The 13,520-nt window shown below is 69.4% G+C and carries 18 protein-coding genes; 12 read left to right on the forward strand and 6 right to left on the reverse strand.

From position 1 onward, the window contains the following. Nucleotides 1-61 precede the first annotated feature (61 nt). The 4 genes from FG385_RS04315 to FG385_RS04330 all read left to right on the forward strand — a co-directional run bounded on the left by FG385_RS04315 (nt 62) and on the right by FG385_RS04330 (nt 3,797). Nucleotides 62-1,429 (forward strand): tryptophanase, encoded by a 1,368-nt coding sequence (locus FG385_RS04315; protein ID WP_139095552.1) that lies wholly within the window; start codon nt 62-64, stop codon nt 1,427-1,429. A gap of 136 nt (nt 1,430-1,565) precedes the next feature. Then, nucleotides 1,566-2,558 carry an AraC family transcriptional regulator gene (locus FG385_RS04320; RefSeq protein WP_139095284.1) on the forward strand — a complete coding sequence of 331 codons (993 nt, stop codon included), beginning with the start codon at nt 1,566-1,568 and terminating at the stop codon, nt 2,556-2,558. Between the two features lie 54 nt (nt 2,559-2,612). Continuing rightward, nucleotides 2,613-2,912 carry a helix-turn-helix domain-containing protein gene (locus FG385_RS04325; RefSeq protein ID WP_139095285.1) on the forward strand — a complete coding sequence of 100 codons (300 nt, stop codon included), beginning with the start codon at nt 2,613-2,615 and terminating at the stop codon, nt 2,910-2,912. Nucleotides 2,913-3,149: 237 nt separating this feature from the next. Then, entirely contained in the window at nt 3,150-3,797 is a 648-nt protein-coding gene (locus FG385_RS04330) for a phosphoribosyltransferase (protein ID WP_139095286.1), read from the forward strand. A 56-nt stretch (nt 3,798-3,853) separates the two neighbouring features. Here the strand turns inward: FG385_RS04330 and FG385_RS04335 are convergent, their stop codons facing one another. After that, a complete protein-coding gene (locus tag FG385_RS04335) occupies nt 3,854-4,534 on the reverse strand; it encodes a TetR/AcrR family transcriptional regulator (RefSeq protein ID WP_139095287.1) in 681 nt (226 codons plus the stop codon). Between the two features lie 124 nt (nt 4,535-4,658). On the opposite strand from FG385_RS04335, the gene FG385_RS04340 reads away from it, so the two are divergent. After that, nucleotides 4,659-5,108 (forward strand): nitroreductase family deazaflavin-dependent oxidoreductase, encoded by a 450-nt coding sequence (locus tag FG385_RS04340; protein ID WP_139095288.1) that lies wholly within the window; start codon nt 4,659-4,661, stop codon nt 5,106-5,108. Between the two features lie 118 nt (nt 5,109-5,226). Here the strand turns inward: FG385_RS04340 and FG385_RS04345 are convergent, their stop codons facing one another. Continuing rightward, complete coding sequence (locus FG385_RS04345) at nt 5,227-6,015, reverse strand: protein phosphatase 2C domain-containing protein (RefSeq protein ID WP_139095289.1); 789 nt, start codon at nt 6,013-6,015, stop codon at nt 5,227-5,229. A 63-nt stretch (nt 6,016-6,078) separates the two neighbouring features. On the opposite strand from FG385_RS04345, the gene FG385_RS04350 reads away from it, so the two are divergent. Both FG385_RS04350 and FG385_RS04355 read left to right on the forward strand, forming a co-directional pair. Next, nucleotides 6,079-6,288, forward strand: coding sequence for a helix-turn-helix domain-containing protein (locus tag FG385_RS04350; RefSeq protein ID WP_139095290.1), 210 nt, complete (start codon nt 6,079-6,081; stop codon nt 6,286-6,288). Then, nucleotides 6,288-6,815: a Clp protease N-terminal domain-containing protein gene (locus tag FG385_RS04355; RefSeq protein ID WP_139095291.1), complete on the forward strand. Its 528-nt coding sequence runs from the start codon at nt 6,288-6,290 to the stop codon at nt 6,813-6,815. The genes FG385_RS04350 and FG385_RS04355 overlap by 1 nt, the downstream gene beginning before the upstream one ends. Nucleotides 6,816-7,174: 359 nt before the next feature. On the opposite strand, the gene FG385_RS04360 is transcribed toward FG385_RS04355, so the two are convergent. Then, the gene (locus FG385_RS04360; RefSeq protein ID WP_139095292.1) at nt 7,175-7,954 is read right to left on the reverse strand and encodes a hypothetical protein; all 780 of its coding nucleotides are present in this window, start codon (nt 7,952-7,954) and stop codon (nt 7,175-7,177) included. A 347-nt stretch (nt 7,955-8,301) separates the two neighbouring features. On the opposite strand from FG385_RS04360, the gene FG385_RS04365 reads away from it, so the two are divergent. Further along, the gene (locus tag FG385_RS04365) at nt 8,302-8,853 is read left to right on the forward strand and encodes an RNA polymerase sigma factor (protein WP_139095293.1); all 552 of its coding nucleotides are present in this window, start codon (nt 8,302-8,304) and stop codon (nt 8,851-8,853) included. Here the strand turns inward: FG385_RS04365 and FG385_RS04370 are convergent. After that, a complete protein-coding gene (locus tag FG385_RS04370; RefSeq protein WP_139095294.1) occupies nt 8,850-10,016 on the reverse strand; it encodes a pyridoxal phosphate-dependent aminotransferase in 1,167 nt (388 codons plus the stop codon). The two genes, FG385_RS04365 and FG385_RS04370, sit on opposite strands and share 4 nt — an antisense overlap. A gap of 29 nt (nt 10,017-10,045) precedes the next feature. Between FG385_RS04370 and FG385_RS04375 the strand changes: the two genes are divergently transcribed. After that, nucleotides 10,046-11,329 (forward strand): DUF445 domain-containing protein, encoded by a 1,284-nt coding sequence (locus FG385_RS04375; protein ID WP_139095295.1) that lies wholly within the window; start codon nt 10,046-10,048, stop codon nt 11,327-11,329. Nucleotides 11,330-11,369: 40 nt separating this feature from the next. Here the strand turns inward: FG385_RS04375 and FG385_RS04380 are convergent, their stop codons facing one another. After that, the gene (locus tag FG385_RS04380; protein WP_139095296.1) at nt 11,370-11,549 is read right to left on the reverse strand and encodes a hypothetical protein; all 180 of its coding nucleotides are present in this window, start codon (nt 11,547-11,549) and stop codon (nt 11,370-11,372) included. A gap of 50 nt (nt 11,550-11,599) precedes the next feature. Then, nucleotides 11,600-12,061: a CGNR zinc finger domain-containing protein gene (locus FG385_RS04385; protein ID WP_139095297.1), complete on the reverse strand. Its 462-nt coding sequence runs from the start codon at nt 12,059-12,061 to the stop codon at nt 11,600-11,602. 86 nt (nt 12,062-12,147) lie between these two features. Here FG385_RS04385 and FG385_RS04390 point away from each other — a divergent pair, with 86 nt between their 5' ends. From FG385_RS04390 to FG385_RS04400, 3 genes are read left to right on the forward strand one after another with little or no spacing between them, the layout of a single operon-like run. After that, the gene (locus FG385_RS04390) at nt 12,148-12,513 is read left to right on the forward strand and encodes a VOC family protein (RefSeq protein ID WP_139095298.1); all 366 of its coding nucleotides are present in this window, start codon (nt 12,148-12,150) and stop codon (nt 12,511-12,513) included. Between the two features lie 17 nt (nt 12,514-12,530). Further along, on the forward strand, nt 12,531-12,839 hold the full coding sequence (locus tag FG385_RS04395; RefSeq protein WP_139095299.1) for a TFIIB-type zinc ribbon-containing protein: 309 nt from the start codon (nt 12,531-12,533) through the stop codon (nt 12,837-12,839). Then, nucleotides 12,840-13,517, forward strand: coding sequence for an AAA family ATPase (locus FG385_RS04400; RefSeq protein WP_139095300.1), 678 nt, complete (start codon nt 12,840-12,842; stop codon nt 13,515-13,517). The last annotated feature ends 3 nt before the right edge of the window (nt 13,518-13,520 follow it).

The following is a 13,520-nucleotide window of genomic DNA, read 5'->3' on the forward strand; positions in this document are numbered from 1 at the left end:
GGGCTCGCCCGGGGGTCAGGAGATCCGCATGCCGTCCTTTACTGATCACGATCGGCACAGTATGGAGCCGTTCCGCATCAAGGCCGTCGAGCCGATCCCGTTCCCGACCGTCGAGGAGCGGCATGAAGCGCTGGTCGGCGCCGGTCACAACCTGTTCCGGGTGCCCGCCCGGAAGATCACGATCGACCTCCTGACCGACTCCGGGACGGCGGCCATGTCGGCGGCGCAGTGGGCGGCGCTGATGAACGGTGACGAGTCCTATGCCGGCGCGCGTTCGTTCGAGCGATTCAAGGCTGTCGTAACGGAGTTGACCGGCTACCCGGAGATACTGCCGGTGCACCAGGGGCGCGCCGCCGAGCGGATAGTGCTCGGCAATGTGCTGAGGCCCGGCGACATTTCTGTGAGCAACACGCATTTCGACAGTACGCGGGCGAGTGTCGAGGCCACCGGCGCCGAAGCCGTCGATTTGTCCGTTTCGGCATTTCAGGGCGTTCCCAACCCGTTCGGGGGCGATCTCGATCTCGACGCGCTGGCCTCGCTGCTCGGCGGCGAATCCGGGCGGCGCGTCCGGTGTGTCGTGCTGACGGTGACCAACAACGCCAACGGCGGCCAGCCGGTGTCCCTGCGCAACATCGCCGGAGCGCGGAAACTCTGTGCCGCGCGCGGGATTCCGCTGTTCCTCGATGCCGCACGGTTCGCGGAGAACGCATACCTCATCACTGAGCGCGAAACCGGCTACGCCGACTTCGCGCCGCGCGAGATAGCGCGCAGGATGTTCGATCTCGCGGACGGCTGCTGGGCCAGTCTCAAGAAGGACGGCATCGGCAACATCGGCGGCCTCATCGCTCTTCGTGACGGTGACCTCGCGAACCGGTGTGCCGAGCAAGTCATTGCGTACGAAGGGTTCCCCACCTATGGCGGGCTCGCCGGGCGCGATCTGGAAGCGCTTGCTCAGGGCCTGCTCGAGGTCACCGAACCCGGATATCTCCGGTATCGCGCGGAATCGGCGCGCTGGTTCGGCCATCAGCTGGGGCTCGCCGGGCTGCCGGTGCTCCAGCCGACCGGTTGCCACGCCGTGTATCTCGACGCGGGTCTCCTGCTCGAGCACATTCCCCCGCACCAGCTGCCGGCGACCGCGTTCGCCAACGAGCTCTACCTCGCGGGCGGGGTTCGGGTGTGCGAACTCGGGACGCTCGTGTTCGGCAAGCCCGCGCTTGACGGCGGCCCGGAGCTCCCGGCGCCGCGCGAGCTGGTCCGGTTCGCGCTCCCGCGCCGCGTTTACACCGCGAGCCACCTGGAATACGTCGTCGACGTGGCCGAGGAGGTCCGGTCGAAGGCGGCGCAGCTGCGGGGTTACCGGATCGTGCGCGCTCGTGGTGCGATGCGGCAGTTCACCGCGGTGCTCGAGCCGGTACAAAGGACTCGCTAACGGGCTGCAATTTGCAGTCAGCAAACTACACCCATTTGCCGGTAGCGTTTCCGGAGAAAACGCTCCAGGGTATGTCCCGGAGGTGTGTGGGAGTCGAAGTCGCCCAGCCCTGGATCGAACACGACTGCCCGGGACAATGACACCGTTACCGCTGGAAAGATGCAAACTGTTCGAGTCCAGGAATCTCGACGAAACGCGTGATCACGTAGCGAAGATCTTCTGCCCGCACAAGCTGGACCTGCTGGGGCCGAACGCGGAGTTGCACGCGCGCATGCATTGCCACCGTATTCGCAATATAGCGATTGCGTACGTCGCCTACGGCTGGGACACCAGGGTGGATCCCGGCGAACTCGGCTCCTTCTTCGCGGTAATGCTGCCGGCTGCGGGAACAGGTACTTATCAGAGCAGTTTCGAACATGTGCAGACAGGCGCGGAAATGATCGCGGTGGCATCGCCGACGGAACCGGTGCAGATGCGCTTGTCGAAGGACTGCGGAAACATCGTCGTCCGGATCGAGCGCGCGGCCGTCGAGGCGCGATTGTCGGAGATGCTGAACGGGCCGCTGCGCAGGCCGATCCGGTTCCAGCTCGGGATGGATGTCACCACGGGGTACGCGCGCAGTTGGGTCCAGTCGCTCAAGGCCAGCATCGCCGATCTCGGCAACCCGGATTCGCTCCTGACCCATCCGCTCGCGATGGAGCAGTTCGAGCAGGCCCTCATCGTCGGCCTGCTGCTCGCCCAGCCGCACAACTACACCCGGATGCTCAACGGGGATCACCGCCCCGTGCCCTCGCGATTGCTCGGCGTCACCGTCGATCTGCTCGAGGGGCATCCGGAATGGGCACATACGTCCGCGAGCCTGGCCCGCCAGGCGGGGGTGAGCGTCCGCGCACTGCAAAAAGCCTTCCGTGAACAGCTCGACAGCTCACCCAGCGAGTATCTCCGGGGTGTCCGGCTCCAGCGCGTGCACGACGAGTTGTGCGCGGCTCAGTGCGACACCACGACCGTCGGCGAGATCACCAGCAGGTGGGGCATCGTCCATCACGGCCGGTTCGCCGCCGTTTACCGGGCGCGGTTCGGTGAGTCGCCAAAACAGACCCTCGGCCGGCAGCATGCGCGAAGAGGATAAAACCGTGCGCGAAACGGATCGCTGGCCGCCGAGCGGGCTTCTAGTGTCGGGCGCATGCCGACCCGTGAGCGCGGCGTGCGGTTTCGTCGAGGATCCGGCGACTGCGAACCGATCGGATCCCTCATCCGGTCCACCCGGCGCGAGCACGGGCTGACCCAACACGGCCTGGCGGACACGCTCGCGTCGGCGTCCGGAAACGGCAGTCTCGGACGGGATGAGGTTTCCCGGTGGGAGCGCGGCAAGCGGGTGCCAGGGCCGTACTGGCGGGGGTGGCTGTCCGATGTGCTGGATATCGCCCCGGACCGGTTGCACTCGTCCGCCAGGGCGGCCAGGCACCTGCGCGGCCCGGCGTGATCACCTGGTCGGCGCCGTGAGATTTCGATTTCACTACAGGTGTTCGCCGGGGCGCGACCGTTGGGTAGCCTCGGGCGAAGTTGCCAAGGCAGCATGGCCACCCTCGGGGTGGCTCCGGTCCCGTCGGCCGGCGGCTTCAGCGTGGAGGAAGCCGGTCGGCGAGACCGGCTTTTTGTCTATTGAGGACACTCGCGTGGCGCGGGTGTCCTCGACGTCAACCCTGGGTATCCGGCGAAGATGACACGCATCCGGGCGTTTCGGGACCGGCGGGCGGCCGGTCTGCACCTGGGCGAGGAGCTCGGCCGGCGCCGGTGGCACGATCCACTGGTGCTCGGGCTCGCTCGCGGTGGCGTCGTCGTCGCGCACGCCGTCGCGGAGGTGCTCGACGCCCCGCTGGACGTCGCTGTGGCCCGCAAGATCGGTGCCCCTGGCCAGCCCGAGTTCGGCGTCGGTGCGGTCACCGCGAGCGGGGACGCCACCTATGACGCGCGCAGCCTGCGTGCGCTGGGCCTCCATCCTGAGGACCTGCGGGAAAGCCGTGACGCGGAGCAGGCCGAAGCCCGCCGGCGCGAGCGGGTCTACTTGCAGGGGCGCGCTCCGCAGCCGCGCGCCGGCCGTGACGTCATCCTCGTCGACGACGGTCTCGCGACCGGGGTGACCGCGCGCGCCGCGGCGCACGTGATCCGTGCCGACAGGCCGCGCTCCCTCGTCTTCGCCACCCCGGTCGCCGCGCTGGAGGCAGCGGCGGCCATCAAGGCCGAGGTGGACGACGTGATATGCCTGCTGGCGCCGGACGAGTTGCGTGCCATCGGCGAGTGGTACGCCGACTTCACACAGACCAGTGACGACGAGGTCATCGACCTGCTCGGCGGCGGAAGGGCATGACGGTTCCGTGGTGCTCGACGTCGGGCCGCTGACTCGCCACGAGCTGGTCCGGAGCCTCAGGTGAGGCCGACGAAATCCGCCATCTGGAGGCAGGTGTAGGAGAAGAATGCGTCCGCCGGATCGGCGCTGCCCACGTACTGGCCGAACAGTTCGAAGCTGATCGCCCCGAACAGCTGCGTCCAGGCGATCATCAGGCGGCCGACCTCGGCCGCGGACAGCGCCTTTTCGAGCGTGCCGGCCAGGCCGAGTGCCTGTTCCCGGAGCGGTCCGCTGACCTCGGGGCCCGGGTAGGCGGGTCGGAGCGCGCCGCCCGCGGCCACGTCGATCAGGGCGAGCGCGACCCTGGCGGCGGGGCCGACGGTGTCCTGCGGGGCTTGGTAGCCGGGGATCGGAGAGCCGTAGATCAGTGCGTACTCGTGGGGATGCTCGCGCGCCCAGCCGCGCGCCGCCTGCCAGATGGACTGCCACCGGACTCGCGGCTGCTCCGCCTGGTCGTCGGCCTTTTCCACCGCCTCGCCGATCGCGTTGTAGGCGTCCACGATCAGCGCCGTCAGCAGGTTGTCCCGGCTCGGGAAGTAGCGGTACAGCGCGGACGAGACCATGCCCAGCTCGCGCGCCACGGCACGCAGCGAGAGGCCGTGCGCGCCGACCTCGGCGAGCTGGCGCCGTGCCTCGTTCTTGATCTCCTGCGTCAGCTCGGCGCGGGCGCGGTCCCGGGCGGTCCTGATGGCGGTCATCGGCCCAGTCTGCCATTGATGAGAGCGACGGACAAATTCAAGAGCACCGCTCTTGACAGTGGCCGGCCAGAGGTGTTCACTGATCTCAACAGAGAGCACTGCTCTCCCAAGACGAGGAGATCCGATGAACGAGATTCGCTACATCAAGCCCCGCAAGGGCGAGTACCTCATGCACAACACGGTGCGGTGGCTGACGAAGCGCGGGATGAGCCTGATGGGCAGCCGGGTGCTCTACGTCCGGGGCCGCAAGAGCGGTGAGCTGCGGTCGAACCCGGTCAACCTGCTCACCGTCGACGGGCAGGAGTACCTCGTCGCGCCACGCGGCGTCACGCAGTGGGTGCGCAATCTGCGCGCGGCCGGTGAAGGCGAGCTGCAAGTGGGCCGGCGGTCCGAACGCTTCCGGGCGATCGAACTCGGTGACGACGAGAAGCCCGTTCTGTTGCGGGAGTACCTGAAGCGCTGGAAGTGGGAGGTCGGCATCTTCTTCGACGGTGTCGATGCCAGCGCGCCCGACGAGAAGCTGCGCGAGATCGCGCCGGGCTACCCGGTCTTCCGGGTCGCCGCAGTGAGCTAGCGGGAGCGCTACCGGCAGACCCGCCGGGTGGCCTCGGGCGGGTGCACGACGAACGGTCGCATCATGCCCTCGTCCTCGTTGAGGAGAAGCGGGCGGGCGGCCAGATATGCCGCGCGGGTTATTCGGCCGATTGGCCCAGTTCGGCTCCGTCGAACTCGACGAGGACGAGCGCCTGATCATCGTGAACTTTGGCGCGTGGCCAGCGCTTGCCGCGCGGATCGGTGCGCTCGGCCGCGCGCACCGCCTCGAGAACGGAAGACAGGCCGCGCTCGCGCGCCGCGGTGAGAACCTGTGGCCAGTCGAAGAGGCCGTAGTCGTCCACGCCGACCGACACCCCGTCGGAGGCCAGCAACACCGCGTCGAGCGAACCGCGGGGCCAGCTGCGGCACCGTGCGCGCGACGCGGCGGCCGGAGTCGCCTCCGCCACCCAGAATCCGCCGGGCCGGTTCCGCAGCGCATGCACCTCGGCCGTCGTGTTGAGGCGTCCGGACCGCCGCAGCCTGGCAAGCCGGTCGTCGGTCAGCGGATCGGCGCCGGCCGGGCCGAAGGCGACGACCGGGCTGTCCGCGAGCACCAGCCCGTCGATGCGGGAAGTGGTCCAGCGGAGCATCGCCACCGTGCTCGACGGCGACGCCCCGGGGTGCAGGTCATGGGCGGCGGCCACCGCGGCGATCGCGCCGGACAGCAGCGCGCGCAGATCCTCTTCCGGTTTCGCCCGCAAGGCGTCGGCGAGTTCGGCCGCGAGCAACCCCGCGTACCAGCCACCCGGTGGCAGACCCGGTGCCGGCGCCGTAGCGCCGTCCAGGAGCACCACCGCGTTTTCCAGGATGACGACGTGATCCTCGCTGGGCCGCGGCGCGCCGTCGATGCCGACGCCTGCCTGCTCGGCGACCTTGATCGTGGGCACGGTTCGAGCCTACGTATGTCAACCAAGGTTGACGACTGGGCCGTGTCAACGTAGGTTGACAGCATGAGTGAGGCAACAGATCTGGCCGCCCGCGCGGGCGATCGCGACCCCCGGGTGGGGTTGCGGGCCGTGGCCGCCCTGCGCCGGCTGCTGGAGCAACTCGAGGCCGTGCAGGTGCGCAGCGCCCGCACCCACGGCTGGTCCTGGCAGGAGATCGCCGCCGAGCTCGGGGTGAGCCGGCAGGCCGTGCACAAGAAGCATGGAGGCAGCTGATGTTCGAGGCATTCACGCAGGACGCGCGCGAGGCCGTGGTCGCGGCGCAGCGCGACGCGGCGGAGGTCGGCGCCCGTGAGGTCACGCCGCTGCACCTGCTGATCGCGCTGCTTCGCGGCCAGGAGAGCGCCGCCGTGCGGTTGCTGACCAACCTTGGCGTCGCCGTGGACGACGTCGTGGCCGAGGCGGGCCGAGTCCGGCGCCGCGGTGGGATCAGCGAGGCCGATGCCGAAGCGCTCGGGGAGTTCGGCATCGACGTGGACCGGATCATCGACCGTGTCGAGGAGGTGCACGGGCCGTCAGCGCTCGCGGGCTCCGGGCGCGGCAAGAAGGGCAAGCACATCCGCTTCGCCGACGAGTCGAAGAAGGCCCTGGAGTTGACGCTCCGGGAAGTGGTCGGGCTGGGCGCGAGGAACCTGGGTTCCGAGCACATCCTGCTCGCGCTCACCGTGCTCCGCGGCCCAGCCGCCGACATCCTCGCGCGGTTCGACGTGGACGCGCACCGGTTGCGGCAGGCGCTCGCGTAAGAACAGCCGGTGCGCCGGATGAGTCCGCTCCAGGGAAACAGGTGGTCATCCAGCGCACCGGCTGTCGTAACGCCGCCCGGGCCCGCCGGCACCGCCCCTCGACGTGCCGGCAGGCCCGGCGGCTAGGCGCGCATCGGGGACTTGCTCCCGCTCGGCGCGGTGAGCGGGAACGCCCGAGGCGTGCCGGTGAGTCCCGGCGCCGCAGGGGCAACGCGGCACCGGGACCAAGACCCGAACCGGCCGGGCGACCCCGGCCGATCGGGAAGCATGAAGGTGTGCATGAAACGCCCCTCGGTAAGGAAAATACAAGAAGTTGATCTTGTTCTGGGCGTGGCTCGCCCGCGGAACCGAGGTGGGGGTCAGTCGGGGGAGGTGGTCGGCAAGGCCGCTTCACGGCTGTTGCCGGCGTGCGCGTCCCGCCGGGGGACACCGATGGGCGCGAGCGCCGCGATGCCGGAGCGCGTGGTGAGGACCGCCAGCGGATGCTTGGTGTTCCCGCCGCCGTCGTGTGCGGCGACGGCGCTGCATGCCTGGCCGCCCGGCGCGCTCGGCGGTACGGGCAACGGGTTCTTCGCCCGCACGACATGCTCGGTGACCGGCGCCGGTGTGCTCGGCGCCGCCGCGGGTCGCGGCGGCTGGGGGTGCTCGAGGGACGGCTGGGTTACGACGGCCGCTTGCCGGTCCGGGACCGGTGCGGGCTTGGGGGCCGGTGGAGTGCTGACCGCCTTCGGTGGTGCCGAGGCGGCGCGGGTCTGTTTGGTGGTCGCGTGCTGCTTCGGAGCCGGCGCCGCGGGTGCCGGCGCGAGCGCCGCGGTGACCGGCTGGACGACCGTGGTGGTCGTCTCGGTCACGGTGGTCGTGACGGTTTGCACGGTGGCGGTGACTGTCGAGGTGAGGGCGTCGACGGTGTGCTCGACCGTCGAGACGGTCGTGGTCAGCAGGCCGCCGAGAAGGCCGCCCTGCGCTTGCGTGACCTGCCCGGCCAGCGTGGGCTCGGTGCCCTGCGGGGTCTCGTCGGCCGAGGCGGTGAGGCCGCCGAGCAGCCCGGCGACGAGCCATCCGGCGAAGGCGAAACCCGCGGCCGCCAGCAGCTTGCCCCAGAGCGGGACGGCACGATGCGTGACCTCCGCATCCCTCACCGCCATCACCACCGTCCCGGGCCCGGCTCAGTCCGGGTGAGCTCTGAGTTGCTCTTGTCGATATCCTGTTCGACCTGGTCATCCGCAGTGCGGAACCGGCCCATTTCTAGCACCGCTGGCGAGTGTTTCACTTCGAAAGCTTCCGATCCACCCCAGACGGCCGAAAAGAGCCACCGGCTTGCGTGCATCTAACCAGACAACGATCACTCTGGGTATCGTCCAGTGCGGGGCTGTCCCTGAGTATGACTACTCAACTCCGTGCTGACCTGGGTCTTCGCGGAGCCGAATCGCGGTACGTCGCGTCCCAATTCCGTTGAGTGGCGGACGGCGAGACGGAGGCACCCGCGTTGACCGAGTTCGATTTCGGTGAGCTGCTCGGGAGAGCCGCCGGGGGCGACGAAACGGCGTGGCGCGTTCTCGTGCGTGCGCTTTCCGCCCTGGTGCTGGGGATCGCCCGGTCCTACCGCCTTGGTGAAGCCGACGCGCTCGATGTCTGCCAGAACACCTGGCTCAAGCTCGCGCAGGTGTCCGGCGGCCTGCGCGATCCGGCGCGTCTCCCGGCGTGGCTGGCGACCACGGCCCGCCGCCAGGCGCTGCACACGCTGACCGCGAGCCGGCGTGAAGTTCCGTGCGTGGACCAGGATCCGGCCGAACCGGAGCGCTCCGCCGAGCACGCGCTGCTGGACGCCGAACGCGACCGGGTGCTGTGGCAGGCGGTCGAGCGCCTGCCCGACCGGCATCGTGAGCTCATCCACCTGCTCGCCGGCGATGCCCGGCTCACGCACGCGGAACTGGCCGTCAAGCTGGGCATCCCACCGGGGAGCATCGGGCCGTTACGCCGCCGGGCGCTCGACCGCCTGCGGCGCGCGCTCGAAACGCAGGGCTACGACCACGCCTAACGCAGTTTGTGCAGGCGGACGATCCCCTCGTCGAGCACCTCGTCCCGCTTACAGAACGCGAACCGCAACAGGTGCTTCCACTCGTCCGGGTGATCGGTGAAGACGCTGACCGGCACCGCCACCACGCCGACCCGTTCCGGCAGTTGCCAGGCCAGTTCGGTGGCGTCCGAATAGCCCAACGGCCGTACGTCCGCACAGACGAAATAGGTGCCCAGGCTCGGATGCACGGTGAAGCCCGCCTCCACGAGCCCGGCCGACAGCCGGTCCCGCTTGCGCCCCAGGGACACCCGCAGCCCTTCGACCCACGGCAGTTCGTGGTCGAGCGCCCGGGCGACGGCGGGCTGCAGCGGGCCGCCGGAGACGAAGGTGATGAACTGCTTCGCCGCCTTCACCGCGCCGACGAGTTCGGCGGACGAGCAGACCCAGCCGATCTTCCAGCCGGTGCAGTTGAAGGTCTTGCCCGCGCTGGAGATCGACACCGTCCGCGACCGCATACCGGGGAAGCTCGCGAGCGGGCGGTGTCCGGCGCCGTCGTAGACCAGGTGCTCGTACACCTCGTCGGTGATCGCGAACAGGTCGTTGCGCACGCACAGGTCCGCGATCGCCGAAAGTTCGGCGTCGGTGAACACCGTGCCGGTCGGATTGTGCGGCGAGTTGACCAGGATCGCCCTCGTCGCGGGCGTGACGGCGGCGCGGAGCGCCTCGAGGTCGAGCGCGAACCGGCCGTCCTGGTCCTCCACCAGCGAAACCACCCGCCGCGTGGCGCCCGCCATCGCGACCGCCGCGGGATACGAGTCGTAGTACGGCTCGATCACGATCACCTCGTCGCCGGGTTCGGTGAGCGCGAGCATCGCGGCGGTGATCGCCTCGGTGGCCCCGGCGGTGACGAGGATTTCGGTCTCCGGGTCGTATTCGAGGCCGTAACGGGCGCGGTGCCGGGCGATGGCGGACCGCAGTTCGGGGCGACCGGGGCCGGGCGGGTACTGGTTCGCGCCGCCGTACAAGGCGTCCTTCGCGGCGTCGAGCATGCTCGCCGGCCCGTCGGTGTCCGGGAATCCCTGGCCGAGGTTGATCGCTTCGGTGCGGACCGCGAGCGCCGTCATCTCGGCGAAGATCGTCGAGGTGAACGGGCGCAGGCGGGGGACGAGAGCAGGTTTGCGCATAATCGACGATCCTCACGGACAATGGGGGTGTGGAGCAAACAACGCCCGTCGATCCGCTCGGCGGCCTGGCCGATGAGCAGGCAAAACGGCGCGGGCTGCGGAAGATGAAGCTGGTCGCCCTGTCCTTCCTGCTCGGGGCGACCGTCGTGTTCGCGCTGACCAGTTGGGCCCAAGCCGCCGGCTGGACCGGCTGGGTGGGGTATCTCCGCGCGGCGGCCGAAGCCGGCATGGTCGGCGCGCTGGCCGACTGGTTCGCCGTGACCGCCCTGTTCCGGCATCCGCTGCGGATCCCGATCCCGCACACCGCGATCATCCCGAACAAGAAGGACGCGCTGGGCAGCAGCCTCGGCGAGTTCGTCGGTGCGAACTTCCTGTCGGAACATGTCATTCGCGACAAGCTCCGCCGCGCCGAGATCGCGCGCCGGCTGGGGGAGTGGGTTTCCCAGCGCGACAACGCCGAGCGGGTGACCTCCGAACTGGCCACCATGGTCCGTGGGCTGGTCACCGTGCTGCGTGACGAAGACGTCCAGGCCGTCCTCGAGCAGGCGCTCGTGCGCCGCGTGGTCGCCCAGCAGTGGGGGCCGCCGCTGGGCAAGCTGCTGGAGCAGGTCTTCGCCGATGGTGCGCACTACAAGCTGGTGGACCTGATGTGCGACCGCTCGTACGAGTGGGTGCGCGACAATCACGCGACCGTGTTGCGGGTGGTGTCCGACCGGGCGCCCACCTGGTCTCCGAAGTTCGTCGACGCGATGCTCGCGGACAAGGTGTACGGCGAGGTGCTGTCGTTCGCGTGGGCGGTCAAGACCGACGTGAACCACCCGATGCGGCTGGCGCTCGACAAGTTCCTCGGCGAGTTCGCACAGGACCTGCAGAAGGACCCGGACACGATGGCGCGCGCCGAACTGGTCAAGCAGCAGCTCCTCGATCACCCCGACGTGCAGCGGCTGATCGGCTCGGCGTGGACGACCGCGAAGGGCATGCTGCTGGCCGCCGCCGAGGACCCGTCGAGCGAGCTGCGGCTTCGGGTGCGCGACGGGCTGAGCTCCCTGGGCACGCGGCTCGTCTCCGACGACAGCCTGCGGTCCAAAGTGGACGGCTGGCTAGAGGGTGCCGCGGCGTACCTGGTCACCAACTACTCGCGTGAGATCACCACGATCATCACGGACACCGTGGAACGCTGGGACGCCGAGGAGACCTCGCGCAAGATCGAACTCCAGGTCGGCCGGGACCTGCAGTTCATCCGCATCAACGGCACGGTCGTCGGCGCACTCGCGGGGCTGGTGATCTACTCGATCGCGCACGCGGTCTTCTAGAGCAGCACCCGCCCGCCGTCCACGCATATCGTCTGGCCGGTCATGAACCCGCGGTCCGGGTCGAGCAGAAAGCTGATCGCCCCGCGACGAGCACCCTCCGGTGCACCTCGTCCTGGTCGGGAAAGGATTCCAGCTCCTCCTCGGTCTGGATCGCGCCGGGCATGGCGGCGTTGACCCCCTGTCCACCGGTTCTGAACTGCGGTTTCTCGGGTTTGTCCACAGGCGGAGGGGTTATCCACAGGTCCTTCTGTGGGTAACTCGTTCGGGGGGTCACTGGCGCTCGCGCCAGGTCCTTGCCTTCTCGCGGTTGCCGCACACCCGCATCGAGCACCACGTCCGCGAACGGTTGCGTGACTCGTCGAAGAAGGCCCACCGGCAGTCGTCGGCCGGGCAGATCTTGACGCGGTCCCATTGGCCGAGGACGGCGAGCCGGGCGGCGGCGGCGAGTACGGCACCAGTCGCCTCGCGGGCGGACAGGACCGGAGTACCGGCGGCGAGTTCGATCTGAACGGGTACCCCGAGCGGCCCGGCTTCCGCGTCGGGGTCACCGACCGCCGCCCGGAGCGTGCTCCTGATCGCGCGAGCCGCCTGCAGGGTGTCCGGCCTGAGATCGCGTTCGGTGGCCCACCGGCGCCAGGTGCCGGCCTGGTGCAGGACGTCGGTGCCCTCCTCGACGTTGACGGTGTTCAGGAAGTCCACCACGAGGGAGATATCTGCGGAGCGGCCGGTCACCTAACCAGCATAAGGCGAATGCCGGTTGCGCCCGATGGAGAGTAACCCGCATACTTCATTGACTGGTTACGACAAAGGAGCAGAGCATGACCGAGATTCCGACGTTCGGCACCGTCGCGCTGGACTGCCCGGACCCGAAGTCGCTGGGCGAGTTCTACGGAGCGCTCCTCGACTGGGGAACGCCGGAGGTGCACTACGACGGGCAGTGGGCCGACCTGACCGGGCCGGGCGGCGTGATGATCTCGTTCCAGCGGGTCGAGGGCTACCGTCCGCCGGACTGGCCGGGCCAGGACGTGCCGCAGCAGTTGCACCTCGATTTCCGGGTTTCGGATCTCGCGGTCGGGCGCGAACGAGCGCTGTCGCTGGGCGCGAAACTGCTCGATGACAGCCGTGACACCTTTCACGTCTACGCCGATCCGGTCGGTCACCCCTTCTGCCTCTGCGCCTCCTGACTGCGTACGCTGGCGGGGTGATTTGTCCGAAATGCCAGAACGTGATGCGGACCGTCGACAAGAACGGGGTGCACATCGAGCAGTGTGAGGGCTGCCGGGGCATCTTCCTCGACCGTGGTGAGCTCGAGCAGATCGCGGGCGCGGAAAGCACGTACTACGGTTCGCCGCCGCGGTACGCGGGCCCGGACGGGTACGGCGACTCGCCGCGTCCGTACCGCCGTGACTACCGCGATTCGCCGAGGCAGTATCAGGGTGGCTACGGGGACTCGCCGCGGCCGTACCGCGGACATCGCAGGCGCGGCTTCCTCGAGAGCCTCTTCGACTAGATGCTCGACCCGCGGATCTGCCCGGCCTGCGGGGATCGCGCCAATGCGCCCCTCGTCGAAAGTTCGACGAGGGTGTGCGAGCACTGCGGGCATCGCTGGCCGTTCCGGCGGCTGCCGCTCTTCGCGCTGACCGGGCCGAGTGGCGCCGGCAAGTCGACGGTGGGGCCGGCGCTCGCGCGGCGGCTCGGCGCCCGCGCCGTCGTGCTCGAACAGGACGTGCTGTGGACCGCCGGGCTGCGCGACGACGTCGACGGCCATCCGGCGTTCCGTGCCACCTGGCTGCGGATGGCCGCGATGATCGCGCAGAACGGCAGGCCCGTCGTCCTGTGCGGCACCGTCGTGCCGCCCGAGTTCGAGGCGCTGCCCGAGCGCGCGCTGTTCTCGGACATCCACTACCTCGCCCTCGTCGCGGAGCCCGCGGTGCTTGCTCGCCGCCTTCGCGCGCGGCCGGCCTGGCGGGAGTGGGACGAGCCGCGCATCGCCGAAACCCTCGAGTTCGACGCCTGGCTCCGCGAGCACGCGGACACCTTCCGGCCGCCCGTGCGCCTTTTCGACACAACGAATGCGTCCCTCGAAGCCGCTGTGGACCACGCTGCCGCCTGGTTCCGCGAGCTGGCTACCGTTGACACCGTTCACGAGTCACCCGATGGGTGCAAGCAAGGTGCTTGCAATTGCTAGCAG

The organism is Amycolatopsis alkalitolerans, from assembly GCF_006152065.1.
Lineage (GTDB): Bacteria > Actinomycetota > Actinomycetes > Mycobacteriales > Pseudonocardiaceae > Amycolatopsis_E > Amycolatopsis_E alkalitolerans.

What these genes read in the sequence shown, in the direction of transcription:
- FG385_RS04315 (WP_139095552.1), top strand. Translation starts at nt 62, where the DNA reads ATGGAGCCGTTCCGCATCAAGGCCGTCGAGCCGATCCCGTTCCCGACC.
- FG385_RS04320 (WP_139095284.1), top strand. Translation starts at nt 1,566, where the DNA reads ATGACACCGTTACCGCTGGAAAGATGCAAACTGTTCGAGTCCAGGAAT.
- FG385_RS04325 (WP_139095285.1), top strand. Translation starts at nt 2,613, where the DNA reads ATGCCGACCCGTGAGCGCGGCGTGCGGTTTCGTCGAGGATCCGGCGAC.
- FG385_RS04330 (WP_139095286.1), top strand. Translation starts at nt 3,150, where the DNA reads ATGACACGCATCCGGGCGTTTCGGGACCGGCGGGCGGCCGGTCTGCAC.
- FG385_RS04335 (WP_139095287.1), bottom strand. Translation starts at nt 4,534, where the DNA reads ATGACCGCCATCAGGACCGCCCGGGACCGCGCCCGCGCCGAGCTGACG.
- FG385_RS04340 (WP_139095288.1), top strand. Translation starts at nt 4,659, where the DNA reads ATGAACGAGATTCGCTACATCAAGCCCCGCAAGGGCGAGTACCTCATG.
- FG385_RS04350 (WP_139095290.1), top strand. Translation starts at nt 6,079, where the DNA reads ATGAGTGAGGCAACAGATCTGGCCGCCCGCGCGGGCGATCGCGACCCC.
- FG385_RS04355 (WP_139095291.1), top strand. Translation starts at nt 6,288, where the DNA reads ATGTTCGAGGCATTCACGCAGGACGCGCGCGAGGCCGTGGTCGCGGCG.
- FG385_RS04370 (WP_139095294.1), bottom strand. Translation starts at nt 10,016, where the DNA reads ATGCGCAAACCTGCTCTCGTCCCCCGCCTGCGCCCGTTCACCTCGACG.
- FG385_RS04390 (WP_139095298.1), top strand. Translation starts at nt 12,148, where the DNA reads ATGACCGAGATTCCGACGTTCGGCACCGTCGCGCTGGACTGCCCGGAC.
- FG385_RS04400 (WP_139095300.1), top strand. Translation starts at nt 12,840, where the DNA reads ATGCTCGACCCGCGGATCTGCCCGGCCTGCGGGGATCGCGCCAATGCG.